The following is a 25,129-nucleotide window of genomic DNA, read 5'->3' as shown; positions in this document are numbered from 1 at the left end:
GGCCGGCGCGCGCGGGCCGCGACATCACTTGACCTCGACGGTCGCGCCAGCCGCTTCCAGGTCCTTCTTGAACTTGGCGGCGTCGTCCTTCGAGGCGCCTTCCTTGACCGTGCCACCGGCTTCGGTGAGGTCCTTGGCTTCCTTCAGGCCCAGGCCGGTGATCGCGCGGACCACCTTGATGACCTCGACCTTCTTCTCGCCGGCCGACTTCAGCACGACGGTGAACTCGGTCTGCTCTTCGGCCGGAGCGGCGGCAGCGGCAGCCGGGCCGGCGGCCACGGCGACCGGGGCGGCGGCGGAGACGCCGAACTTCTCTTCGAACGCCTTGACCAGCTCCATCACCTCGACGAGGGTCTTGCTGCCGATGGCTTCCAGGATTTCTTCGTTGGAAAGGGACATTGTGGTTTACCTTGATTGATTGATTCGAAACGTGTCGTTGGATCGCGTTCGTCGCGAACTGCGCTCACTCGGGACTTCAGGCCGCCTTCTGCTGGCCGACCGCGTTGATCACGCGGCCGGTCTGCACGGCGGGCTCCGACAGCACGCGGGCCAGCATGGTGGCCGGCTGTGCGATCAGGCCCACCAGCATGGCCAGTGCCTGCTCGCGGGTCGGCAGAGACGCCAGGACATCCACGTGGGAGCCCGGGTACTTCTGCCCACCCAGCGAAACCAGGCGCGGCTTCAGCTTGTCGGCGGTCTTGGCGAAGTCCTTGATGAGGCGGCCGGCGGCGCCGGGGTCTTCCTGCGAGAAGGCGTACAGCAGCGGGCCGGTCAGCTCGTCCTGGATGACGGCGTAATCGGTCCCCTCCACTGCGCGCGAGACCAGCGTGTTCTTGGCTACTTTCAGGAACACGCCCGTCTGGCGGGCCTTCTTGCGCAAGTCGGTCAGTTGCTGGACCGTGAGACCCGCGTACTCCGCGGCGACCAGCGAGTGCGCCTTGCCGGCGACCTCGGCCAGTTCGGCAACGACTTCCTTCTTCTGGTTCAGATTCAGAGCCATTGCGCTTCCTCTCTTGCTTCAATTCCATCCCCTCGCATCTACGCGGGGACAGGCCATGGGCCGCACCGGTCCTTCGATGCGGGGAACGCCTCGCGGCGTTCCGTTTGGCGGCCGTTTCCAAAAACCGATCGAACCAATCTCTGGAGGGGCGGCGACCATCTGCGCAGGCCCTGCCGTGCCGGGGCACGCCGGGATTAAGCGGTCTGGTCCACAACGACGGCGATTCCGTGCCGTGCCGAGCTTCCGTGCCCGTCGCCGTTGCGGCGTCGACCGCGCCTGCGGTCTTTGACGGCTCGCTCCGGCGGATGGCCTCGGCGATGCCCTCAAATGCTTGCGCGGTGCCGCCGTCGAGGCGGCACCGATTCCTCAGCCGCGCGCGTGCGCGCGGCGATCCATCACTTCAGGCTCAGCGACGACTGGTCGACGGTGACGCCGGGGCCCATCGTCGAGCTGACCGAGATCTTCTGCAGGTACTGGCCCTTCGAGGTCGCCGGCTTAGCCTTCACCAGGTCGGCCAGCAGCGCGGTCAGGTTCTCCTTCAGGCGCTCGGAGTCGAAGTCGGCCTTGCCGATCGTGCAGTGGATGATGCCGGCCTTGTCGGTGCGGTAGCGCACCTGGCCGCCCTTGGCGTTCTTCACCGCTTCGCCCGGGTTCGGGGACACGGTGCCGACCTTCGGGTTCGGCATCAGGCCGCGCGGCCCGAGCACGGTGCCGAGCTTGCCGACCACGCGCATCGCGTCCGGCGTGGCGATGACCACGTCGTAGTTCAGCTCACCGCCCTGCATGCGCTCGGCCAGGTCGTCCATGCCGACGGCATCGGCACCCGCGGCCAGGGCCTCGTCCGCCTTGGCGCCGGCCGGGGCGAACACCGCCACGCGCACCGACTTGCCCGTGCCCTGCGGCAGCACGGTCGAACCGCGCACCTGCTGGTCGGACTTCTTGGCGTCCACGCCGAGGCGGACGGCGACGTCCACGGCCTCGACGAACTTGGCCTTGCTGTGGTCCTTGACGATCTTCAGCGCCTCGTCGATGGCGTAGGCCTTGCCCGGCTGGACCGCGGCCTGGCTGCTCTTCTGTCGCTTGTTCAGTGCCATGGTCTCAGCCCTCCACCGTCAGGCCCATCGAACGGGCGGAGCCCGCGATGGTGCGAACCGCCGCGTCCAGGTCGGCCGCCGTCAGGTCGGGTTCCTTCGCCTTGGCGATCTCCTCGAGCTGCGCGCGGGTGACCTTGCCCACCTTCTCGGTGTTCGGACGCTTGGAGCCGGAGCCGACGCCGGCGGCCTTCTTCAGCAGCACCGTGGCCGGCGTGCTCTTGGTGACGAAGGTGAAGGTACGGTCCGAGTACGCGGTGATGATCACCGGGGTCGGCAGACCGGGCTCGAGCTTGGAGGTCGCGGCGTTGAACGCCTTGCAGAACTCCATGATGTTCAGGCCGCGCTGGCCCAGTGCGGGACCGACGGGCGGCGAGGGGTTGGCCTGCCCGGCCTTCACCTGCAGCTTGATGTAACCGACGACTTTCTTTGCCATTGCTGTGGACTCTCCGGGTGCAAGCGCCGTTCAGGCTCCCCATCGGGCCGGGAGAATCACGCGTCCCGGCATCGCGTTGCCCCCTTCCACGCGAAAAGCCGCGCATGCGGCGGCCAGCGGGATCGCCCGGCTTCCCGGGGCGGGGAGCCGGCTAGTATAGCGGGTGTGAGGGCCGAAAGTCAGCCCCCCGGCGTCAGGCTTTCTCGACCTGCCCGAATTCGAGCTCGACCGGGGTCGAGCGGCCGAAGATCAGCACCGCCACGCGCAGGCGGCTCTTCTCGTAGTTGACTTCCTCGACCACGCCGTTGAAGTCGTTGAACGGGCCGTCGACCACGCGGACCATCTGGCCCGGCTCGAACAGCACCTTGGGACGGGGCTTCTCGACGCCCTCCTGGACCCGGTCCAGGATCGCGGCCGCCTCTTCGTCCCGGATCGGCAGCGGGCGGTCGGCGGTGCCGCCGATGAAGCCCATCACCTTCGGGGTCTCCTTGACCAGGTGCCAGCTCTCGCTGTCCATCCGCGGGATGCCGCCCTCGTCGTGGGTGGCGATCTGCACCAGCACGTAGCCCGGGAAGAACTTGCGCTCGGAACGGCGCTTCTGGCCGGAGCGCATCTCCACCACTTCCTCGGTCGGCACCAGCACGTCGCCGAACTTCTCCTGCATCTCCGCGCGGGCGATGCGGTCGCGCAGCGCCTGCGCCACCGACTTCTCGAAGCCGGAATAGGCGTGCACCACATACCAACGCTTGTCGCCTTGCGCTTCCATCAGGTCACTACTCTCCGTCATTGGGCCAGGAACAGCTTCACCAGCCACTGGATGACCGTGTCGAACCCGGCCAGCATCAGCGCGATCAGGATGACCACGACGATCACCACCCAGGTCATGCGCATGGCTTCCTGGCGCGTGGGCCAGACCACTTTGCGCAGCTCGAAGCGCGACTCGGACAGGAACTCGCGGGTCTGGTGGCCCTTGCCGCTGGTCATGAACACCGCGATGCCGGCCAGCACGCCCACCACCACCACGGCGACCCGCGCCGCGCCGGGCCACTGGCCCTCGAACCAGTAGAACGCGAACACCCCTGCCGCGACCAGCAGCAGCGCCAGCGCGTACTTGACCATGTCGCCCGCGGAGGCGGACCCGGGTTGCTCGACTCTGCTGTTCACTCGACTCGCTACTCTACGATGGCACGCCAGGAGGGACTCGAACCCCCAACCTGCGGTTTTGGAGACCGCTGCTCTGCCAATTGAGCTACTGGCGTAAGGATGGAACATCCGCCGACCCGGGGTTTCCTGAGACGGCGAAGGCGGACCGGGGTTCCGGCCCGCCCTTTGGATCGTCATTCCCGCGCAGGCGGGCATCCAGGGACCTTGATTGTCTGCTGCCTGGCGGACCAGGGAGCCGGAGTCACTGGATCCCGGCTTCGCCGGGACGACGACCTGGCAGCCGGGCGCGCGGTGCGCGCCCGGGCCAGGGCATTACTTGAGGATCTTCGCCACCACGCCGGCGCCGACCGTGCGGCCGCCCTCGCGGATCGCGAAGCGCAGGCCCTCGTCCATCGCCACCGGGTTGATCAGCGACACCACCATCTTCACGTTGTCGCCCGGCATCACCATCTCCGTGCCCTCCGGCAGCGTCACCGCGCCGGTGATGTCGGTCGTGCGGAAGTAGAACTGCGGGCGGTAGCCCTTGAAGAACGGCGTGTGCCGGCCGCCCTCGTCCTTCGACAGCACGTACACCTCGGCCTCGAACTCGGTGTGCGGCGCGATCGAACCCGGCTTGCACAGCACCTGGCCGCGCTCCACGTCGTCACGCTTGGTGCCGCGCAGCAGCAGGCCCGCGTTGTCGCCCGCCTGGCCCTGGTCCAGCAGCTTGCGGAACATCTCCACGCCCGTGACCGTGGTCTTCTGGGTCGGACGGATACCGACGATCTCGATTTCCTCGCCCACCTTGATCACGCCGCGCTCGATACGACCCGTCACCACCGTGCCGCGGCCCGAGATCGAGAACACGTCTTCCACCGGCATCAGGAACGGACGGTCGATGTCGCGCTCCGGCTCCGGGATCCAGCTGTCCAGCGCCTCGACCAGCTTGATGATCGCCGGCACGCCGATGTCCGACTGGTCGCCTTCCAGCGCCTTCAGCGCCGAACCGTGGATGATCGGGGTGTCGTCGCCCGGGAACTCGTACTTCGACAGAAGCTCGCGCACTTCCATCTCCACCAGCTCCAGCAGCTCGGCGTCGTCCACCATGTCCGCCTTGTTCAGGAAGACCACGATGTACGGCACGCCCACCTGCCGCGCCAGCAGGATGTGCTCGCGCGTCTGCGGCATCGGGCCGTCGGCGGCCGAGCACACCAGGATCGCGCCGTCCATCTGCGCCGCGCCGGTGATCATGTTCTTCACGTAGTCCGCGTGGCCCGGGCAGTCGACGTGCGCGTAGTGGCGCGTCGGGCTCTCGTATTCCACGTGCGCGGTCGAGATCGTGATCCCGCGCGCCTTCTCCTCGGGCGCCGCGTCGATCGCGTCGTACGCCTTGAACTCGCCGCCGAAACGCTCCGCACCGATCTTCGTCAGCGCCGCCGTCAGCGTCGTCTTGCCGTGGTCCACGTGGCCAATAGTGCCCACGTTCACGTGGGGCTTGGTGCGCTCGAACTTACCCTTTGCCATGTCTCAGAACTCCGTCATTCGTAGATGCGTGATGCATGCATGCGTGTCCGCGGCCGGCGGTCCCGCGGCGGCGATCGCCACCGCGGTCCAGCCGCACCGGGTTACTTCTTCTTGACCACCGATTCGGCGATGTTGGTCGGCGCCTCGGCGTAATGGTCGAACTCCATGGTGAAGGTGGCGCGGCCCTGCGACATCGAGCGCAGCTGGGTGGCGTAGCCGAACATCTCGCCCAGCGGGATCATCGCGTTGATGATCTTGCCCGACGGGCTGTCGTCCTGGCCCTGGAGGATGCCGCGGCGACGGCTCACGTCGCCCATCACGTCGCCCAGGTAGTCCTCCGGGGTGACGACCTCCACCTTCATGATCGGCTCGAGCAGCACGGGCGAGGCCTTCGAGAAGCCCTCCTTGAAGCCCATCGAGCCGGCGATCTTGAACGCCATTTCCGACGAGTCGACCTCGTGGTACGAGCCGTCGAACAGCTTGACCTTGACGTCGACGATCGGGAACCCGGCCAGGATGCCGTTGGCGAGCGCTTCCTGGATGCCCTTGTCCACCGCCGGGATGTATTCCTTCGGCACGACGCCGCCCACGATCGCGTTCTCGAACTCGTAGCCGGTGCCCGGCTCCTGCGGCGAGATCTCAAGCCACACGTGGCCGAACTGGCCCTTGCCGCCCGACTGCCGCACGAACTTGCCTTCCTGCTTGACGGTCTTGCGGATCGTCTCGCGGTAGGCCACCTGCGGCTTGCCGACGTTGGCCTCGACGTTGAACTCGCGCTTCATGCGGTCGACGATGATGTCCAGGTGCAGCTCGCCCATGCCCGAGATGATCGTCTGGCCCGACTCCTCGTCGGTGCGCACGCGGAAGGACGGATCCTCCTGCGCCAGGCGACCCAGCGCCAGGCCCATCTTCTCCTGGTCGGACTTGGTCTTGGGCTCGACCGCCATCGAGATCACCGGCTCCGGGAACGTCATGCGCTCGAGCACGATCGGGGAATCCTGCGCGCACAGCGTGTCGCCGGTGGTGACGTCCTTCAGGCCCACCGCGGCGGCGATGTCGCCGGCCAGCACTTCCTTGATCTCGTCGCGGTTGTTGGAGTGCATCTGCAGCAGGCGGCCGATGCGCTCCTTCTTGCCCTTGACCGAGTTCAGCACCTGGTCGCCGGCGTTGAGCGTGCCGGAGTAGACGCGGAAGAACGTCAGCGAACCCACGAACGGGTCGGTCATGATCTTGAACGCCAGCGCCGAGAACGGCGCCTTGTCGCTCGACTCGCGGGTCAGTTCCTTCGACTCGTCATCCACGTCCAGGCCCTTCACCGCCGGCACGTCGACCGGCGACGGCAGCAGGTGCACGACGCCGTCGAGCATCGCCTGCACGCCCTTGTTCTTGAACGCCGAGCCGCAGAACATCGGCACGATCTCGGTCTTGAGGGTGCGCTCGCGCAGGCCGAGGATGATCTCCTCCTCGGTCAGCTCCTCACCCTCGAGGTACTTGTTCATGAGGTCTTCGCTGGCCTCGGCCGCGGCTTCGACCATGAACGCGCGAGCCTCGTCCGCCTGCTCCTTGAGCTCGGCGGGGATCTCGCGGTATTCGAAGTTCAGGCCCTGCGAGGCGACGTCCCAGTGGATCGCCTTCATCTTGACCAGGTCGACCACGCCCTCGAAGCCGTCCTCGGCGCCGATCGGCACCTGCATCGGCACCGGGTAGGCACCCAGGCGCGCCTTCAGCTGGTCGCGGACCTTGAAGAAGTTGGCGCCGGTGCGGTCCATCTTGTTGACGAACGCGACGCGCGGCACGCGGTACTTGTTGGCCTGGCGCCACACGGTCTCGGACTGCGGCTGCACGCCGCCGACCGCGCACAGCACGAACACTGCGCCGTCGAGCACGCGCAGCGACCGCTCGACTTCGATCGTGAAGTCGACGTGCCCGGGGGTGTCGATGATGTTGAAGCGGTGCTCGGGGAAGGACTTGTCCATTCCCTTCCAGAACGCCGTGGTCGCCGCCGACTGGATCGTGATGCCGCGCTCCTGCTCCTGCTCCATCCAGTCCATCGTCGCGGCGCCGTCGTGCACCTCGCCGATCTTGTGGCTCTTGCCGGTGTAGAACAGGATGCGCTCCGACGTCGTGGTCTTGCCGGCGTCGATGTGCGCCATGATGCCGAAGTTGCGGTAGCGTTCGATGGGGGTCGTGCGGGCCACGGGATTGCCTCAGATTCGGTGCGGTGGGAAGTCCGCGCAGAGCACCACGGGGACTGTCGCGAGGGACTCGCTTCAATGGCCGAATGCCGCCTCGCGGCGGCATCTGGACATTGCGTGCGGCAAGGCCGCCAGGTGGCACCGTAGATGGTGCCGCGGGGGCCGAAGCTCAAGCCCCCATGGGAATTACCAGCGGTAGTGCGCGAACGCCTTGTTCGCATCCGCCATGCGGTGCGTTTCCTCGCGCTTCTTGATCGCGCCGCCGCGGTTCTCGGAGGCGTCGATCAGCTCGGCAGCCAGCTTGCGCGGCATGGAGTTCTCGCCGCGCTTGCGCGCCGACTCGATCAGCCAGCGCATCGCCAGCGCCATGCGGCGCGACTGGCGCACCTCGACCGGCACCTGGTAGGTGGCGCCGCCGACGCGACGGGACTTCACCTCGACCGCCGGGGACACGTTGCCGAGCGCCTTCTCGACCAGCTCCAGCGCGTTGCCGTTCTTCTCGCCGATCACGTCCATCGCGCCGTACACGATCTTCTCGGCGACCGACTTCTTGCCGCTCTGCATGACCATGTTGATGAAGCGCGCGATCGTGTCGCTGTGGTGCTTCGGATCGGGCAGCACTGCACGCTGCGGGGTATTTCCTTTACGCGACATTGTCTAGTCCTCAGGCCTTCGGGCGCTTGGCGCCGTACTTGGAACGCGCCTGCTTGCGCTTGGCGACGCCGGCGGCGTCGAGCGAGCCGCGCACGGTGTGGTAGCGCACGCCCGGCAGGTCCTTGACGCGACCGCCGCGGATCAGCACCACGCTGTGCTCCTGCAGGTTGTGGCCTTCGCCGCCGATGTACGAGATCACCTCGTAGCCGTTGGTCAGGCGCACCTTGGCCACCTTGCGCAGGGCCGAGTTCGGCTTCTTCGGGGTGGTGGTGTACACGCGCGTGCACACGCCGCGCCGCTGCGGGCAGTTGGCCAGCGCGGGAGACGTGCTCTTGTAGACTTCGGGGCTGCGCGGCTTGCGCACCAGCTGGTTGATTGTTGCCATCGTGTCGAAGGTTCTTGGTTTCGGGGCGTACGCCCTCGTGAAAACGACGGCAGGCGGGTAAACCCTGCCTGCCGAGACGAAAAAGTATAGCCCGCGCGGACGGAAACCGTCAACGCAAGCCATGCTCCGGTCCCGCCACCGCGGTCGCCCGCGGCCGGACCTTCAGACTGCTCCCGCCCATCCTGGGCCGGACACGAGGCGCTCCCTGCGCCTCATTCCGGAATCTGGGCGGGCCACGGGGGCCCGCCGGGGATACCGCATCAGTTGCCGCCGGACTCCTCGCCCGGCGCTTCGGCCGGGGCGTCCTCGAGCATGACCGCCGACGCATCCGCGACCACCGGGGCCGCGGCCGGGCCGCCGCTCAGGGCCTCGAACTCGGACTCGGTCAGGCCGCTGGCCTGGGTCCGGCGCTTGGTGTGGTATGCCAGGCCGGTGCCCGCCGGGATCAGGCGGCCGACGATCACGTTCTCCTTCAGGCCGCGCAGGCTGTCGCGGGTGCCGCGGACGGCGGCCTCGGTCAGCACGCGGGTGGTCTCCTGGAACGAGGCCGCCGACAGGAACGACTCGGTCGCCAGCGACGCCTTGGTGATGCCCAGCAGCACCGGCTCGACCTTGATCGGCAGTTCGTTGCGTGATTCGAGCTTCTGGTTCTCCTCGATCACGCGCTGGCGCTCGGCCTGCTCGCCCGCCAGATAACGGCTGTCGCCCGGGTCGGCGATCTCGACCTTGCGCAGCATCTGGCGAATGATCACCTCGATGTGCTTGTCGTTGATCTTCACGCCCTGCAGGCGGTAGACGTCCTGGATCTCCTTGGTCAGGTACGAGGCCAGCGGCTCCACGCCCAGCAGGCGCAGGATGTCCTGCGGGCTCGGCTCGCCGTCGACCACGGTCTCGCCCTTCTCCACGTGCTCGCCCTCGAACACGATGATCTGGCGGTACTTGGGGATCAGCTCCTCGTGCTCCTCGCCATCCGGACCCTTGATGATCAGGCGCTGCTTGCCCTTGGTGTCCTTGCCGAAGCTGACCACGCCCGACTTCTCGGCCAGGATCGCCGGGTCCTTCGGCTTGCGCGCCTCGAACAGGTCGGCCACGCGCGGCAGACCACCGGTGATGTCGCGGGTCTTCGACGCTTCCTGCGGGATCTTGGCGACCACGTCGCCCACGCCCACCGGCGCGCCGTCCTGCAGGTTGACGATCGAGCGCGGCGGCAGCAGGTACTGCGCCGGCAGGTCGGTGCCCGGGATGTTGAGGTCGTTGCCGTCCTTGTCGATGATCCGCACGATCGGGCGCAGGTCCTTGCCCTGCGAGCCGCGACGCTTGGGATCGCTGATCTCGCGCGAGGCCAGGCCGGTCAGTTCGTCGGTCTTCTCGATGACGGTGACGCCGTCGACGAAGTCCACGAAACGGATCGAGCCGGCCACTTCCGAGACGATTGGGTGGTTGTGCGGATCCCAGTTCGCCACGGTCTGGCCCGCCTTGATCTCCGCGCCGTCCTTGACCGTGATGGTCGCGCCGTAGGGCAGCTTGTAGCGCTCGCGCTCGCGGCCGTGGCCGTCGAGCACCGAGAGCTCGCCCGAACGCGAGACCACGGTCAGGTTGCCGCTGGCGTGCTGCACCGTCTTGAGGTTGTTGAACTTGATCGAACCGGTGGTCTTGACGGTCACGTTGTCGATCGCCGCCGCACGCGAGGCCGCGCCGCCGATGTGGAACGTGCGCATCGTCAGCTGGGTGCCCGGCTCGCCGATCGACTGCGCGGCGACCACGCCCACGGCTTCGCCATGGTTGACCAGGTGGCCACGGCCGAGGTCGCGGCCGTAGCAGTGCGCGCACACGCCGAAGCTGCTGGCGCAGGTGATCGTGGAGCGCACCTTGATCGACTGCACGCTGGCGTCTTCGAGCTTCTGCACCCAGGCCTCGTCGAGCAGGGTGTTGCGGGTGACGATCGGATCCTCGTCGTTGCCCGGCAGGAACACGTCCTCGGCCACCACGCGGCCCAGCACGCGGTCGCGCAGCGGCTCGACCACGTCGCCGCCTTCGACGATCGGGGTCATGGTGAGGCCGGCGAGCGTTCCGCAGTCGGTTTCGGTGATCACCACGTCCTGGGCCACGTCGACCAGGCGACGGGTCAGGTAACCGGAGTTCGCGGTCTTCAGCGCGGTGTCCGCGAGGCCCTTTCGGGCGCCGTGGGTCGAGATGAAGTACTGCTGGACGTTCAGGCCCTCGCGGAAGTTCGAGGTGATCGGCGTCTCGATGATCGAGCCGTCCGGCTTGGCCATCAGGCCGCGCATGCCGGCCAGCTGGCGGATCTGCGCCTGCGAACCACGGGCGCCGGAGTCGGCCATGATGTAGATCGAGTTCATCGACTTCTGCGCGACCTGCTCGCCCTTGGCGTTGGTCACGGTCTCGGTGCCGATGGCGTCCATCATCGCCTTGGCGACGCGCTCGTTGGTGCGCGACCAGATGTCGACCACCTTGTTGTAGCGCTCGCCGGCGGTGACCAGGCCCGACTGGTACTGCTGCTGGATCTCCAGCACCTCGGCCTCGGCCTCGCCGAGGATGCCCTTCTTCTCCGGCGGGATCAGCATGTCGTCGATGCCGATCGACACGCCGGCCCGGGTCGCGAACGCGAAGCCGGTGTACATCAGCTTGTCGGCGAACACCACCGTGTCCTTCAGGCCCAGCTGGCGGTAGCAGCTGTTGATCAGGCGCGAGATGTTCTTCTTGGTCAGCTCGGTGTTGGCCAGCGCGAACGGCAGGCCGTCGGGCAGGATCTCGGCCAGCAGCGCGCGCCCGATGGTCGTGTCGACGATCGAGGTCTTCTTCTCGCGCTTGCCGTCCTCGTCGATCACCGTTTCGGTGATGCGCACCTTCACCTTGGCGTGCAGGCGGGCGACCTTGTTGTCGTACGCGCGCTTGACCTCGGCGATGTTGGCGAACGCCATGCCCTCGCCCGGGGTGTTCTCCAGCGCGCGGGTCATGTAGTACAGGCCGAGCACGACGTCCTGCGACGGCACGATGATCGGCTCGCCGTTCGCCGGCGAGAGGATGTTGTTCGTCGACATCATCAGCGCGCGCGCTTCCAGCTGGGCCTCGAGGCTCAGCGGGACGTGCACGGCCATCTGGTCACCGTCGAAGTCGGCGTTGAACGCGGTGCAGACCAGCGGGTGCAGCTGGATCGCCTTGCCTTCGATGAGCACCGGCTCGAACGCCTGGATGCCCAGGCGGTGCAGCGTCGGCGCGCGGTTGAGCAGCACCGGGTGCTCGCGGATCACCTCTTCGAGGATGTCCCACACCTCGGCCTCTTCGCGCTCGACCAGCTTCTTGGCGGCCTTGATCGTCGTGGCCAGGCCACGGCGCTGCAGCTTGGCGAAGATGAAGGGCTTGAACAGCTCCAGCGCCATCTTCTTCGGCAGGCCGCACTCGTGCAGGCGCAGCGTCGGGCCGACCACGATGACCGAACGGCCCGAATAGTCGACGCGCTTGCCGAGCAGGTTCTGGCGGAAGCGGCCCTGCTTGCCCTTGATCATGTCGGCCAGCGACTTGAGCGGGCGCTTGTTGGTGCCGGTGATGGCGCGGCCGCGGCGGCCGTTGTCCATCAGCGCGTCCACCGACTCCTGCAGCATGCGCTTTTCGTTGCGCACGATGATGTCGGGCGCGTTGAGTTCGAGCAGGCGGCGCAGGCGGTTGTTGCGGTTGATGACGCGGCGGTACAGGTCGTTGAGGTCGGAGGTCGCGAAGCGGCCGCCGTCCAGCGGCACCAGCGGACGCAGGTCCGGCGGCAGCACCGGCAGCACGGTCATGACCATCCACTCGGGACGGTTGCCCGACTCGACGAACGCCTCGATCAGCTTGATGCGCTTGGTCAGGCGCTTGAGCTTGGTCTCCGAGCCCGTGGCGGCGATCTCTTCCTTCAGCTTCAGCGTCTCGGCCTGCAGGTCGATCGTGCGCAGCAGGTCGTAGACGGCCTCGGCGCCCATCGCGGCGTCGAAGTCGTCGCCGTGCTCCTGGCGCGCCTGCATGTACTGCTCTTCGGTCAGCAGCTGGCCGCGCTCCATCGGGGTCAGGCCCGGCTCGGTGACCACGAACGCCTCGAAGTACAGGATGCGTTCGATGTCGCGCAGGGTCATGTCCAGCATCAGGCCGATGCGCGAGGGCAGCGACTTGAGGAACCAGATGTGCGCGACCGGCGAGGCCAGGTCGATGTGGCCCATGCGCTCGCGGCGCACCTTGGCCAGCGTCACTTCCGTGCCGCACTTCTCGCAGACCACGCCACGGTGCTTCATGCGCTTGTACTTGCCGCACAGGCACTCGTAGTCCTTGATCGGCCCGAAGATGGCGGCGCAGAACAGGCCGTCGCGCTCGGGCTTGAAGGTGCGGTAGTTGATCGTTTCGGGCTTCTTCACTTCGCCGAACGACCACGAGCGGATCAGGTCGGGCGAGGCCAGCGCGATCTTGATCGCGTCGAAGTCGAGCGCGGGACGCTGCTGGTTGAAGAGGTTGAGCAAATCTTTCATGTCTGTCTCCAGGATTGAGGAATCACGATTCGGCGCGCTGCGCGGCGGGCAGGGGCGTGCCCTGCCCGCGCGTCATGCGCCTCAGTGCTCCTCGAGCTCCATGTTGATGGCCAGCGAGCGGATTTCCTTCACCAGCACGTTGAAGGACTCCGGCATGCCGGCGACCATCTCGTACTCGCCGTCGACGATGTTCTTGTACATCTGGTTGCGGCCCTGCACGTCGTCGGACTTCACCGTCAGCATTTCCTGCATGGTGTAGGCCGCGCCGTAGGCCTCCAGCGCCCACATTTCCATCTCGCCGAAACGCTGTCCGCCGAACTGCGCCTTGCCGCCCAGCGGCTGCTGGGTGACCAGCGAGTACGGGCCGGTGGAACGTGCGTGCATCTTGTCGTCGACCAAGTGGTTGAGCTTGAGCATGTGCATGTAGCCCACCGTGACCTTGCGCTCGAACGCATCGCCGGTGCGGCCGTCGAACAGCTGGGTCTGGCCGCTGGTCGGCAGGTCGGCGAGCTCGAGCATCTTCTTGATCTCGCTCTCGGCGGCGCCGTCGAACACCGGGGTGGCCATCGGCACGCCGTCGACCAGGTTCTTCGCCAGGGACAGCAGCTCCTCGTCGCTGAACTGGGTCAGGTCCACGCGCTGGGCCTGCATGTCCTTGTCGTGGTTGTAGATCTGGTCGAGGAACGCGCGCAGGTCGGCAAGCCGCGCCTGGGCCTGCAGCATCTGGTCGATCTTCCGCCCCAGGCCCTTCGCCGCCCACCCCAGGTGGGTTTCGAGGATCTGGCCGATGTTCATTCGGCTCGGCACGCCCAGCGGGTTGAGCACGATGTCGACCGTCTCGCCGTTGGCCATGTAGGGCATGTCCTCGACCGGCACGATCGTCGACACGACGCCCTTGTTGCCGTGGCGGCCGGCCATCTTGTCGCCCGGCTGGATGCGGCGCTTCACGGCCAGGTAGACCTTGACCATCTTCAGCACGCCCGGGGCGAGGTCGTCGCCCTGGGTGATCTTGCCGCGCTTGTCGGCGAAGCGCTTCTCGAACTCCTTCTCGTGCGCCTCGATCTGCTTCTGCGCGCGCTCGATCGCCTCGGCGGCGTCGTCGTCCTTCATCCGCAGCTGGAACCAGTCGGACTTCTTCAGCCCGTCGAGCACCAGTGAGGTGACGGTGTCGCCCTTCTTCAGGCCGGGGCCGCCGTTGGCGACCTTGCCCTGGATCTGCGAGCGCAGGCGCGCGTAGATCGCCGACTCGAGGATCCGGAACTGGTCGTCGAAGTCCTTCTTGACGCGCTTGATCTCGGACTCCTCGATCTGGCGCGCGCGCTTGTCCTTCTCGATCCCGTCGCGGGTGAAGACCTGCACGTCGATGACGGTGCCGTCCATGCCCGGCGGCACGCGCAGCGAGCTGTCCTTCACGTCCGAGGCCTTCTCGCCGAAGATCGCGCGCAGCAGCTTCTCTTCCGGCGTGAGCTGGCTCTCGCCCTTGGGCGTGACCTTGCCGACCAGGATGTCGCCGGCACGCACCTCGGCGCCGATGTACACCACGCCCGACTCGTCGAGGCGGTTGAGCGCCTGCTCGGAGACGTTCGGGATGTCGGCCGAGATCTCCTCCGGGCCCAGCTTGGTGTCGCGCGCGACGCAGGTCAGCTCCTCGATGTGGATCGTGGTGTAGCGATCCTCCTCGACCACGCGCTCGGAGAGCAGGATCGAGTCCTCGAAGTTGTAGCCGTTCCAAGGCATGAACGCGACCAGCATGTTCTGGCCCAGGGCCAGCTCGCCGATGTCGGTGGACGGGCCGTCGGCGAGCACGTCGCCGCGCGCGACGACGTCGCCCACGTTCACCAGCGGGGTCTGGTTGATGCAGGTGTTCTGGTTGGAGCGCGTGTACTTGATCAGGTTGTAGATGTCGACGCCGGCATCGTGCTCACCGGAGATCTCCGACTCGTTGACCTTGACCACGACGCGGCCGGCGTCGATCTGCTCGATCACGCCGCCGCGGCGGGCATTCACCGTCACGCCCGAGTCGCGCGCCACGGCGCGCTCGATGCCGGTGCCGACCAGCGGCTTCTGCGCACGCAGCGTCGGCACGGCCTGGCGCTGCATGTTGGCGCCCATCAGCGCGCGGTTGGCGTCGTCGTGCTCGAGGAACGGCACCAGCGCCGCGGCCACCGACACGGTCTGCATCGGCGAGACGTCCATGTAATGGATCTCGGCCGGCGGCTTGAGCAGGTTCTCGCCCTGGAAGCGGCAGGCGACGAACTGCGCGGTCAGCGCGCCCTTGTCGTCGGTGGCCGCGTTCGCCTGGGCGATGACGTACTCGTTCTCCTCGATCGCCGAGAGGAACTCGATCTCGTCGGTGACCTTGCTGTCCACGACCTTGCGGTACGGCGTCTCGAGGAAGCCGTAGCGGTTGGTCCGCGCGAACACGGCGAGCGAGTTGATCAGGCCGATGTTCGGGCCTTCAGGCGTCTCGATGGTGCAGACGCGGCCGTAGTGGGTCGGGTGCACGTCGCGCACTTCGAAGCCGGCGCGCTCGCGGGTCAGGCCGCCCGGGCCGAGCGCGGAGACGCGGCGCTTGTGGGTGACTTCCGACAGCGGGTTGTTCTGGTCCATGAACTGCGACAGCTGCGAGGAGCCGAAGAACTCCTTCACCGCGGCCGCGACCGGCTTGGCGTTGATCAGTTCCTGCGGGGTCAGGCCATCGGCCTCGGCCATGGTCAGGCGCTCGCGCACGGCGCGCTCCACGCGCACCAGGCCCACGCGGAACACGTTCTCGGCCATCTCGCCCACCGAACGCACGCGGCGGTTGCCGAGGTGGTCGATGTCGTCGACCACTCCGCGGCCGTTGCGGATCTCGGTCAGCACCTTGATCACGTCCAGGATGTCGGACATGGCGCCGAACTGCTCGCGCATGCGCACCGACTCCTCGTCCTTGCGCTCGGCGAAGTACTTGGCGTCGTACAGCACCGGGGCGCCGGTCACCTCGCGGCGGCCGATGCGGCGGTTGAACTTCATCCGGCCCACGGCCGACAGGTCGTAGCGCTCGAAGGCGAAGAACAGGTTGTGGAACAGGTTCTGCGCGGCGTCCTTGGTCGGCGGCTCGCCGGGACGCATCATGCGGTAGATCTCGACCAGCGCATCGAGCTGGGTCTTGGTCGCGTCCACGCGCAGGGTGTTGGACAGGTACGGGCCACGGTCCAGGTCGTTGGTCCAGATCGTGCCGATGGCGTCGATCCCGGCCTTGCGCAGGGCCTCGAGCGTGTCCTCGTTGATCTCGTCGTTGGCCGAGGCGATCAGCTCGCCGGTCGAGCCGTCGACCACGTCGTGCGACAGCACGCGCCCGACCAGGTACTCGTCGGGCACGGCCAGCGCGGCGACGCCGGCGGCCTCGAGCTGCTTGACGTGGCGCGCGGTGATGCGCTTGCCGGCCTCGACGATCACCTTCTCGCCGTCGGCCAGGTCGAAGTTCAGGGTCTCGCCGCGCAGGCGCTCGGGGATCAGCTCCAGCTGCACGCCCTCGCCCTCGGGCAGGATGTGGAAGGTGTTGATCTCGAAGAACTCGTTGAGCATCTCCTCGTTGGAGTAGCCCAGCGCGCGCAGCAGCACGCTGACCGGCAGCTTGCGGCGGCGGTCGATACGGGTGTACAGCGCGTCCTTCGGGTCGAACTCGAAGTCCAGCCAGGAGCCGCGGTACGGGATCACGCGCGCGGAGAACAGCAGCTTGCCCGAGCTGTGGGTCTTGCCGCGGTCGTGGTCGAAGAACACGCCCGGCGAACGGTGCAGCTGGGAGACGATGACGCGCTCGGTGCCGTTGACGATGAAGGTGCCGTTGTCGGTCATGAGCGGAATCTCGCCCATGTAGACCTCCTGCTCCTTCACGTACTTGATCGCCTTGTTCGACGACTCGCGGTCGTAGATCACCAGGCGCACGGTCACGCGCAGTGGCGCGCCGTAGCTCATGCCGCGCTGGCGGCACTCGCGCTCGTCGAACACCGGCTCGCCCAGCTTGTAGCCGACGTATTCGAGGGCGGCGTAGCCGTTGTAGCTGACGATCGGGAACACCGACTTCAGGGCGGCGTGCAGGCCCTTGTCGTCGCGCTTGTTCTGGTCCTTGTCGGCCTGCAGGAACTCGCGGTAGGAGTCGACCTGGATCGCGAGCAGGAACGGCACCTCGAGGATCGAGCGGCGCTTTCCGAAGTTCTTGCGGATGCGCTTCTTCTCGGTGAACGAGTAGTTCGACTGGTGTTGGGACGTCGTCATGGGGAGCTGATGCCTCGGTCTTGGCGCCGCGCGCACGCGGGGCCTGGAAAACGAAAAGTTGTCACTGGACAGTCGCTGGTATTGCCGGCACCAGCACGCCCTCTCCCGCTACTGACCACTGACAACTGTCTGCAGCCGCGATCCACGGGCCGGCGAGCGGTGATCACGGGGCGGGCCACATGCCCGTTCCCGAACCCTCCTCGCCGGCGGCGGACCGCCGCCGTACAACGGCCGAAGGCCGGGGGCGCGTGCCCCCAGCCTCGGCTTCAACCGTCATCCCCGCCGGAGCGGGGATCCAGTGTCTTCATGCGTCAAAGAACACTCTCGGTGATACCTCTACCTCTCGAACAACGGCGTCCGCGCGCGCCGGCCGGCGCGCGCGGGCCGCGACATCACTTGACCTCGACGGTCGCGCCAGCCGCTTCCAGGTCCTTCTTGAACTTGGCGGCGTCGTCCTTCGAGGCGCCTTCCTTGACCGTGCCACCGGCTTCGGTGAGGTCCTTGGCTTCCTTCAGGCCCAGGCCGGTGATCGCGCGGACCACCTTGATGACCTCGACCTTCTTCTCGCCGGCCGACTTCAGCACGACGGTGAACTCGGTCTGCTCTTCGGCCGGAGCGGCGGCAGCGGCAGCCGGGCCGGCGGCCACGGCGACCGGGGCGGCGGCGGAGACGCCGAACTTCTCTTCGAACGCCTTGACCAGCTCCATCACCTCGACGAGGGTCTTGCTGCCGATGGCTTCCAGGATTTCTTCGTTGGAAAGGGACATTGTGGTTTACCTTGATTGATTGATTCGAAACGTGTCGTTGGATCGCGTTCGTCGCGAACTGCGCTCACTCGGGACTTCAGGCCGCCTTCTGCTGGCCGACCGCGTTGATCACGCGGCCGGTCTGCACGGCGGGCTCCGACAGCACGCGGGCCAGCATGGTGGCCGGCTGTGCGATCAGGCCCACCAGCATGGCCAGTGCCTGCTCGCGGGTCGGCAGAGACGCCAGGACATCCACGTGGGAGCCCGGGTACTTCTGCCCACCCAGCGAAACCAGGCGCGGCTTCAGCTTGTCGGCGGTCTTGGCGAAGTCCTTGATGAGGCGGCCGGCGGCGCCGGGGTCTTCCTGCGAGAAGGCGTACAGCAGCGGGCCGGTCAGCTCGTCCTGGATGACGGCGTAATCGGTCCCCTCCACTGCGCGCGAGACCAGCGTGTTCTTGGCTACTTTCAGGAACACGCCCGTCTGGCGGGCCTTCTTGCGCAAGTCGGTCAGTTGCTGGACCGTGAGACCCGCGTACTCCGCGGCGACCAGCGAGTGCGCCTTGCCGGCGACCTCGGCCAGTTCGGCAACGACTTCCTTCTTCTGGTTCAGATTCAGAGCCATTGCGCTTCCTCTCTTGCTTCAATTCCATCCCCTCGCATCTACGCGGGGACAGGCCATGGGCCGCACCGGTCCTTCGATGCGGGGAACGCCTCGCGGCGTTCCGTTTGGCGGCCGTTTCCAAAAACCGATCGAACCAATCTCTGGAGGGGCGGCGACCATCTGCGCAGGCCCTGCCGTGCCGGGGCACGCCGGGATTAAGCGGTCTGGTCCACAACGACGGCGATTCCGTGCCGTGCCGAGCTTCCGTGCCCGTCGCCGTTGCGGCGTCGACCGCGCCTGCGGTCTTTGACGGCTCGCTCCGGCGGATGGCCTCGGCGATGCCCTCAAATGCTTGCGCGGTGCCGCCGTCGAGGCGGCACCGATTCCTCAGCCGCGCGCGTGCGCGCGGCGATCCATCACTTCAGGCTCAGCGACGACTGGTCGACGGTGACGCCGGGGCCCATCGTCGAGCTGACCGAGATCTTCTGCAGGTACTGGCCCTTCGAGGTCGCCGGCTTAGCCTTCACCAGGTCGGCCAGCAGCGCGGTCAGGTTCTCCTTCAGGCGCTCGGAGTCGAAGTCGGCCTTGCCGATCGTGCAGTGGATGATGCCGGCCTTGTCGGTGCGGTAGCGCACCTGGCCGCCCTTGGCGTTCTTCACCGCTTCGCCCGGGTTCGGGGACACGGTGCCGACCTTCGGGTTCGGCATCAGGCCGCGCGGCCCGAGCACGGTGCCGAGCTTGCCGACCACGCGCATCGCGTCCGGCGTGGCGATGACCACGTCGTAGTTCAGCTCACCGCCCTGCATGCGCTCGGCCAGGTCGTCCATGCCGACGGCATCGGCACCCGCGGCCAGGGCCTCGTCCGCCTTGGCGCCGGCCGGGGCGAACACCGCCACGCGCACCGACTTGCCCGTGCCCTGCGGCAGCACGGTCGAACCGCGCACCTGCTGGTCGGACTTCTTGGCGTCCACGCCGAGGCGGACGGCGACGTCCACGGCCTCGACGAACTTGGCCTTGCTGTGGTCCTTGACGATCTTCAGCGCCTCGTCGATGGCGTAGGCCTTGCCCGGCTGGACCGCGGCCTGGCTGCTCTTCTGTCGCTTGTTCAGTGCCATGGTCTCAGCCCTCCACCGTCAGGCCCATCGAACGGGCGGAGCCCGCGATGGTGCGAACCGCCGCGTCCAGGTCGGCCGCCGTCAGGTCGGGTTCCTTCGCCTTGGCGATCTCCTCGAGCTGCGCGCGGGTGACCTTGCCCACCTTCTCGGTGTTCGGACGCTTGGAGCCGGAGCCGACGCCGGCGGCCTTCTTCAGCAGCACCGTGGCCGGCGTGCTCTTGGTGACGAAGGTGAAGGTACGGTCCGAGTACGCGGTGATGATCACCGGGGTCGGCAGACCGGGCTCGAGCTTGGAGGTCGCGGCGTTGAACGCCTTGCAGAACTCCATGATGTTCAGGCCGCGCTGGCCCAGTGCGGGACCGACGGGCGGCGAGGGGTTGGCCTGCCCGGCCTTCACCTGCAGCTTGATGTAACCGACGACTTTCTTTGCCATTGCTGTGGACTCTCCGGGTGCAAGCGCCGTTCAGGCTCCCCATCGGGCCGGGAGAATCACGCGTCCCGGCATCGCGTTGCCCCCTTCCACGCGAAAAGCCGCGCATGCGGCGGCCAGCGGGATCGCCCGGCTTCCCGGGGCGGGGAGCCGGCTAGTATAGCGGGTGTGAGGGCCGAAAGTCAGCCCCCCGGCGTCAGGCTTTCTCGACCTGCCCGAATTCGAGCTCGACCGGGGTCGAGCGGCCGAAGATCAGCACCGCCACGCGCAGGCGGCTCTTCTCGTAGTTGACTTCCTCGACCACGCCGTTGAAGTCGTTGAACGGGCCGTCGACCACGCGGACCATCTGGCCCGGCTCGAACAGCACCTTGGGACGGGGCTTCTCGACGCCCTCCTGGACCCGGTCCAGGATCGCGGCCGCCTCTTCGTCCCGGATCGGCAGCGGGCGGTCGGCGGTGCCGCCGATGAAGCCCATCACCTTCGGGGTCTCCTTGACCAGGTGCCAGCTCTCGCTGTCCATCCGCGGGATGCCGCCCTCGTCGTGGGTGGCGATCTGCACCAGCACGTAGCCCGGGAAGAACTTGCGCTCGGAACGGCGCTTCTGGCCGGAGCGCATCTCCACCACTTCCTCGGTCGGCACCAGCACGTCGCCGAACTTCTCCTGCATCTCCGCGCGGGCGATGCGGTCGCGCAGCGCCTGCGCCACCGACTTCTCGAAGCCGGAATAGGCGTGCACCACATACCAACGCTTGTCGCCTTGCGCTTCCATCAGGTCACTACTCTCCGTCATTGGGCCAGGAACAGCTTCACCAGCCACTGGATGACCGTGTCGAACCCGGCCAGCATCAGCGCGATCAGGATGACCACGACGATCACCACCCAGGTCATGCGCATGGCTTCCTGGCGCGTGGGCCAGACCACTTTGCGCAGCTCGAAGCGCGACTCGGACAGGAACTCGCGGGTCTGGTGGCCCTTGCCGCTGGTCATGAACACCGCGATGCCGGCCAGCACGCCCACCACCACCACGGCGACCCGCGCCGCGCCGGGCCACTGGCCCTCGAACCAGTAGAACGCGAACACCCCTGCCGCGACCAGCAGCAGCGCCAGCGCGTACTTGACCATGTCGCCCGCGGAGGCGGACCCGGGTTGCTCGACTCTGCTGTTCACTCGACTCGCTACTCTACGATGGCACGCCAGGAGGGACTCGAACCCCCAACCTGCGGTTTTGGAGACCGCTGCTCTGCCAATTGAGCTACTGGCGTAAGGATGGAACATCCGCCGACCCGGGGTTTCCTGAGACGGCGAAGGCGGACCGGGGTTCCGGCCCGCCCTTTGGATCGTCATTCCCGCGCAGGCGGGCATCCAGGGACCTTGATTGTCTGCTGCCTGGCGGACCAGGGAGCCGGAGTCACTGGATCCCGGCTTCGCCGGGACGACGACCTGGCAGCCGGGCGCGCGGTGCGCGCCCGGGCCAGGGCATTACTTGAGGATCTTCGCCACCACGCCGGCGCCGACCGTGCGGCCGCCCTCGCGGATCGCGAAGCGCAGGCCCTCGTCCATCGCCACCGGGTTGATCAGCGACACCACCATCTTCACGTTGTCGCCCGGCATCACCATCTCCGTGCCCTCCGGCAGCGTCACCGCGCCGGTGATGTCGGTCGTGCGGAAGTAGAACTGCGGGCGGTAGCCCTTGAAGAACGGCGTGTGCCGGCCGCCCTCGTCCTTCGACAGCACGTACACCTCGGCCTCGAACTCGGTGTGCGGCGCGATCGAACCCGGCTTGCACAGCACCTGGCCGCGCTCCACGTCGTCACGCTTGGTGCCGCGCAGCAGCAGGCCCGCGTTGTCGCCCGCCTGGCCCTGGTCCAGCAGCTTGCGGAACATCTCCACGCCCGTGACCGTGGTCTTCTGGGTCGGACGGATACCGACGATCTCGATTTCCTCGCCCACCTTGATCACGCCGCGCTCGATACGACCCGTCACCACCGTGCCGCGGCCCGAGATCGAGAACACGTCTTCCACCGGCATCAGGAACGGACGGTCGATGTCGCGCTCCGGCTCCGGGATCCAGCTGTCCAGCGCCTCGACCAGCTTGATGATCGCCGGCACGCCGATGTCCGACTGGTCGCCTTCCAGCGCCTTCAGCGCCGAACCGTGGATGATCGGGGTGTCGTCGCCCGGGAACTCGTACTTCGACAGAAGCTCGCGCACTTCCATCTCCACCAGCTCCAGCAGCTCGGCGTCGTCCACCATGTCCGCCTTGTTCAGGAAGACCACGATGTACGGCACGCCCACCTGCCGCGCCAGCAGGATGTGCTCGCGCGTCTGCGGCATCGGGCCGTCGGCGGCCGAGCACACCAGGATCGCGCCGTCCATCTGCGCCGCGCCGGTGATCATGTTCTTCACGTAGTCCGCGTGGCCCGGGCAGTCGACGTGCGCGTAGTGGCGCGTCGGGCTCTCGTATTCCACGTGCGCGGTCGAGATCGTGATCCCGCGCGCCTTCTCCTCGGGCGCCGCGTCGATCGCGTCGTACGCCTTGAACTCGCCGCCGAAACGCTCCGCACCGATCTTCGTCAGCGCCGCCGTCAGCGTCGTCTTGCCGTGGTCCACGTGGCCAATCGTGCCCACGTTCACGTGGGGCTTGGTGCGCTCGAACTTACCCTTTGCCATGACTGTGACTCTCGCTGACGGTTGGTGTGACTGCTGGTGTGTCGCCCGGCCGCGCCGGCCGGGCTGTCGCGGGGGCGAACCCCGCTGCGGATGGTGCTCACGAATGGAATCGAACCATCGACCTCCTCCTTACCAAGGAGGTGCTCTACCGACTGAGCTACGTGAGCGGATTGTGTTGGAACCTTCTCGCGGGTCGTGCCGGCGGCAGGACAATGGAGCGGGAGACGGGGATCGAACCCGCACCATCAGCTTGGAAGGCTGAGGTTCTACCATTGAACTACTCCCGCGCCGCACAAACTCGAGCCTGCTTTGACGGGACTGGTGGAGGGAGGTGGATTCGAACCACCGAAGGCGTAAGCCAGCAGATTTACAGTCTGCCCCCGTTGGCCGCTTGGGTATCCCTCCGGTCGTCGCGCAAACCCGTGAAACAGCCCGTTATTTTGACCATGCGTCACGGCCCTGTCAACGCGCGCGTACGGCCCGTGCGATGCAGGCCCGGCAACGGCCCGCACGGCTGCCCGCCGGCCGGGCGGTCGGCCTCAGACGTTGAAGCGGAAATGCAGCACGTCGCCTTCCTGCACCCGGTATTCCTTGCCTTCCAGGCGCAGCCGCCCGGCCTCGCGCGCGCCGGCTTCGCCGCGGTAGCGGATGAAGTCGTCGTAGGCGATGGTCTCGGCGCGGATGAAGCCCTTCTCGAAATCGGTATGGATGACCGCGGCGGCCTGCGGCGCGGTGGAGCCGGCCTTCACCGTCCAGGCGCGGACTTCCTTCACCCCGGCGGTGAAGTAGGTCTGCAGGCCGAGCAGCCGGTAGGCGGCGCGGATGACCCGGTTCAGGCCCGGCTCCTCGAGGCCGTAGCTGGAGAGCATCTCGTCGCGGTCGGCGTCGTCGAGCTGGCTCAGTTCTTCCTCGATCGCGGCCGAGACCGGGACGACCTCGGCCCCCTCGCCCGCCGCCCGGGCGCGGACGGCCTCCAGGTGCGGATTGGCCTCGAACCCGTCCTCGAGCACGTTGGCGATGTACAGCACCGGCTTCATGGTCAGCAGGAACAGTTCGCGCACCAGCGGCCGCTCCTCCTCCGCCAGCGCGACCGAACGGGCCGGGCGGCCCTGGTCCAGCGCCGCGCGCAGCTTGCCCAGGACCTCGATCCGGGCCTTGGCATCCTTGTCGCCGCTCTTGGCCACGCGCTCGTAGCGCGCGATCGACTTGTCCACGCTGTCCAGGTCGGCCAGCGCCAGCTCGGTGTCGATGGTCTCGATGTCGGCGATCGGATCGACCCGGTTGGCGACGTGGATCACGTCGGCGTGCTCGAAGCAGCGCACCACGTGCGCGATCGCATCGACCTCGCGGATGTGGGCCAGGAACTTGTTGCCCAGGCCCTCGCCGCTGGCCGCGCCCGCGACCAGGCCGGCGATGTCGACGAACTCGACCGCCGTCGGCACCACCTTCTCGGGCCTGACGATCTCCGCCAGCGCGCCCAAGCGCGGGTCCGGCACCGGCACCACGCCCACGTTCGGCTCGATGGTGCAGAACGGGAAGTTCGCGGCCGCGATCCCGGCCTTGGTCAGCGCGTTGAAGAGGGTCGACTTGCCGACGTTCGGCAGGCCGACGATGCCGCATTGGATGCCCATCGGGTGTCCGTGATTGGTGATTCGTGACTGGCGATTCAGGACGGCGGCAGCCGCGTCCCCGAATCGCCAGTCACCAATCAAGAATTACGGTTTCACGGTGTGCAGCCGCTTCATCGCCTCGTTGAAATCGCCCTTGACCGCCAGCGGCAGCACGTCCAGCGCCGCATCGATGGCGCGGTCGATCAGGATCTCGTCCTCGCTGCCCGCCCGCCCCAGCACCCAGCCGGTCACGCGGTCCTTGTGCCCGGGATGACCGATCCCGATCCGCAAACGGTGGAAGCGCCCGTGCCCGAGCAGCTTCATGGTGTCGCGCAGGCCGTTCTGGCCCCCATGCCCGCCATCGAACTTCAGTCGCGCCGCGCCCGGCGGCAGGTCGAGCTCGTCGTGCGCCAGCAGCGCCTGTTCCGGCTCGATCTTCCAGTAGCGCAGCGCCGCGGTCACCGACTTGCCGCTGAGGTTCATGAACGTCGCCGGCTTGAGCAGCCACAGCGCACACCCCGCCACCTCGACCTTCGCCGTCTCGCCGAACAGCTTCGACTCCACGCCGAAACGCGCCCCGGCCCGGGCCGCGAGCGCATCGACGAAGCGGAACCCGGCGTTGTGCCGGGTCCGCTCGTACTCCCGGCCGGGGTTGCCCAGGCCGACGATGAGCTTCAGGCCATCCATCGGAACACGACGCCCTCGCGCAGCAGCGCACCGTCGGCACCCGGCGATGCCGCCGCCGCGTGCCACGGGAC

Annotated in this window: 21 protein-coding genes and 5 tRNA genes; all 26 read right to left on the bottom strand. The window is 67.4% G+C overall.

Features of this window, described 5'->3' with window-relative positions; translation table 11 throughout:
- Positions 1 to 24 precede the first annotated feature (24 nt).
- Entirely contained in the window at positions 25 to 399 is a 375-nt protein-coding gene (gene rplL, locus QFW80_RS17515; protein WP_280603395.1) for a 50S ribosomal protein L7/L12, read from the bottom strand.
- A gap of 76 nt (positions 400 to 475) precedes the next feature.
- Positions 476 to 1,000, bottom strand: a complete 525-nt coding sequence (gene rplJ, locus QFW80_RS17510; protein ID WP_280603393.1) for a 50S ribosomal protein L10 — start codon at positions 998 to 1,000, stop codon at positions 476 to 478.
- Positions 1,001 to 1,395: 395 nt separating this feature from the next.
- Positions 1,396 to 2,094, bottom strand: coding sequence for a 50S ribosomal protein L1 (gene rplA, locus QFW80_RS17505; RefSeq protein ID WP_280603392.1), 699 nt, complete (start codon positions 2,092 to 2,094; stop codon positions 1,396 to 1,398).
- Positions 2,095 to 2,098: 4 nt separating this feature from the next.
- Positions 2,099 to 2,527 carry a 50S ribosomal protein L11 gene (gene rplK, locus QFW80_RS17500; RefSeq protein ID WP_280603390.1) on the bottom strand — a complete coding sequence of 143 codons (429 nt, stop codon included), beginning with the start codon at positions 2,525 to 2,527 and terminating at the stop codon, positions 2,099 to 2,101.
- 193 nt (positions 2,528 to 2,720) lie between these two features.
- The gene (gene nusG, locus QFW80_RS17495; RefSeq protein WP_280603388.1) at positions 2,721 to 3,293 is read right to left on the bottom strand and encodes a transcription termination/antitermination protein NusG; all 573 of its coding nucleotides are present in this window, start codon (positions 3,291 to 3,293) and stop codon (positions 2,721 to 2,723) included.
- Between the two features lie 17 nt (positions 3,294 to 3,310).
- Positions 3,311 to 3,691: a preprotein translocase subunit SecE gene (gene secE / locus QFW80_RS17490; protein WP_280603387.1), complete on the bottom strand. Its 381-nt coding sequence runs from the start codon at positions 3,689 to 3,691 to the stop codon at positions 3,311 to 3,313.
- 19 nt (positions 3,692 to 3,710) lie between these two features.
- Positions 3,711 to 3,786, bottom strand: a tRNA-Trp gene (locus QFW80_RS17485).
- A gap of 217 nt (positions 3,787 to 4,003) precedes the next feature.
- Positions 4,004 to 5,194 (bottom strand): elongation factor Tu, encoded by a 1,191-nt coding sequence (gene tuf, locus QFW80_RS17480; RefSeq protein ID WP_280603386.1) that lies wholly within the window; start codon positions 5,192 to 5,194, stop codon positions 4,004 to 4,006.
- 101 nt (positions 5,195 to 5,295) lie between these two features.
- On the bottom strand, positions 5,296 to 7,392 hold the full coding sequence (fusA, locus tag QFW80_RS17475) for an elongation factor G (protein ID WP_280603403.1): 2,097 nt from the start codon (positions 7,390 to 7,392) through the stop codon (positions 5,296 to 5,298).
- Positions 7,393 to 7,575: 183 nt separating this feature from the next.
- A complete protein-coding gene (gene rpsG, locus QFW80_RS17470) occupies positions 7,576 to 8,043 on the bottom strand; it encodes a 30S ribosomal protein S7 (protein WP_280603401.1) in 468 nt (155 codons plus the stop codon).
- Positions 8,044 to 8,053: 10 nt separating this feature from the next.
- Positions 8,054 to 8,428 (bottom strand): 30S ribosomal protein S12, encoded by a 375-nt coding sequence (gene rpsL, locus QFW80_RS17465; RefSeq protein ID WP_149104901.1) that lies wholly within the window; start codon positions 8,426 to 8,428, stop codon positions 8,054 to 8,056.
- 260 nt (positions 8,429 to 8,688) lie between these two features.
- Positions 8,689 to 12,942: a DNA-directed RNA polymerase subunit beta' gene (gene rpoC, locus QFW80_RS17460; RefSeq protein ID WP_280603399.1), complete on the bottom strand. Its 4,254-nt coding sequence runs from the start codon at positions 12,940 to 12,942 to the stop codon at positions 8,689 to 8,691.
- Between the two features lie 81 nt (positions 12,943 to 13,023).
- Entirely contained in the window at positions 13,024 to 17,199 is a 4,176-nt protein-coding gene (gene rpoB, locus QFW80_RS17455) for a DNA-directed RNA polymerase subunit beta (RefSeq protein WP_280603397.1), read from the bottom strand.
- A 392-nt stretch (positions 17,200 to 17,591) separates the two neighbouring features.
- Positions 17,592 to 17,966, bottom strand: a complete 375-nt coding sequence (gene rplL / locus QFW80_RS17450) for a 50S ribosomal protein L7/L12 (RefSeq protein WP_280603395.1) — start codon at positions 17,964 to 17,966, stop codon at positions 17,592 to 17,594.
- Between the two features lie 76 nt (positions 17,967 to 18,042).
- Entirely contained in the window at positions 18,043 to 18,567 is a 525-nt protein-coding gene (gene rplJ / locus QFW80_RS17445; RefSeq protein ID WP_280603393.1) for a 50S ribosomal protein L10, read from the bottom strand.
- Positions 18,568 to 18,962: 395 nt separating this feature from the next.
- On the bottom strand, positions 18,963 to 19,661 hold the full coding sequence (gene rplA / locus QFW80_RS17440) for a 50S ribosomal protein L1 (protein WP_280603392.1): 699 nt from the start codon (positions 19,659 to 19,661) through the stop codon (positions 18,963 to 18,965).
- A 4-nt stretch (positions 19,662 to 19,665) separates the two neighbouring features.
- A complete protein-coding gene (rplK, locus tag QFW80_RS17435; RefSeq protein WP_280603390.1) occupies positions 19,666 to 20,094 on the bottom strand; it encodes a 50S ribosomal protein L11 in 429 nt (142 codons plus the stop codon).
- A 193-nt stretch (positions 20,095 to 20,287) separates the two neighbouring features.
- Positions 20,288 to 20,860: a transcription termination/antitermination protein NusG gene (gene nusG / locus QFW80_RS17430; RefSeq protein WP_280603388.1), complete on the bottom strand. Its 573-nt coding sequence runs from the start codon at positions 20,858 to 20,860 to the stop codon at positions 20,288 to 20,290.
- Positions 20,861 to 20,877: 17 nt separating this feature from the next.
- Positions 20,878 to 21,258 (bottom strand): preprotein translocase subunit SecE, encoded by a 381-nt coding sequence (secE, locus tag QFW80_RS17425; RefSeq protein WP_280603387.1) that lies wholly within the window; start codon positions 21,256 to 21,258, stop codon positions 20,878 to 20,880.
- Between the two features lie 19 nt (positions 21,259 to 21,277).
- Positions 21,278 to 21,353 (bottom strand) — tRNA-Trp (locus QFW80_RS17420).
- Positions 21,354 to 21,570: 217 nt separating this feature from the next.
- Positions 21,571 to 22,761 carry an elongation factor Tu gene (gene tuf, locus QFW80_RS17415; protein ID WP_280603386.1) on the bottom strand — a complete coding sequence of 397 codons (1,191 nt, stop codon included), beginning with the start codon at positions 22,759 to 22,761 and terminating at the stop codon, positions 21,571 to 21,573.
- Positions 22,762 to 22,852: 91 nt separating this feature from the next.
- Positions 22,853 to 22,928 (bottom strand) — tRNA-Thr (locus QFW80_RS17410).
- A 46-nt stretch (positions 22,929 to 22,974) separates the two neighbouring features.
- Positions 22,975 to 23,048, bottom strand: a tRNA-Gly gene (locus tag QFW80_RS17405).
- A 32-nt stretch (positions 23,049 to 23,080) separates the two neighbouring features.
- Positions 23,081 to 23,166 (bottom strand) — tRNA-Tyr (locus tag QFW80_RS17400).
- 134 nt (positions 23,167 to 23,300) lie between these two features.
- Positions 23,301 to 24,392, bottom strand: a complete 1,092-nt coding sequence (ychF, locus tag QFW80_RS17395) for a redox-regulated ATPase YchF (RefSeq protein ID WP_280603384.1) — start codon at positions 24,390 to 24,392, stop codon at positions 23,301 to 23,303.
- 84 nt (positions 24,393 to 24,476) lie between these two features.
- Positions 24,477 to 25,058: an aminoacyl-tRNA hydrolase gene (pth, locus tag QFW80_RS17390; protein ID WP_280603383.1), complete on the bottom strand. Its 582-nt coding sequence runs from the start codon at positions 25,056 to 25,058 to the stop codon at positions 24,477 to 24,479.
- Positions 25,059 to 25,129 lie beyond the last annotated feature (71 nt).

This window comes from Luteimonas rhizosphaericola, from assembly GCF_029888045.1.
GTDB lineage: Bacteria > Pseudomonadota > Gammaproteobacteria > Xanthomonadales > Xanthomonadaceae > Luteimonas > Luteimonas rhizosphaericola.
This window is presented reverse-complemented; position numbering and strand designations above follow the sequence as displayed.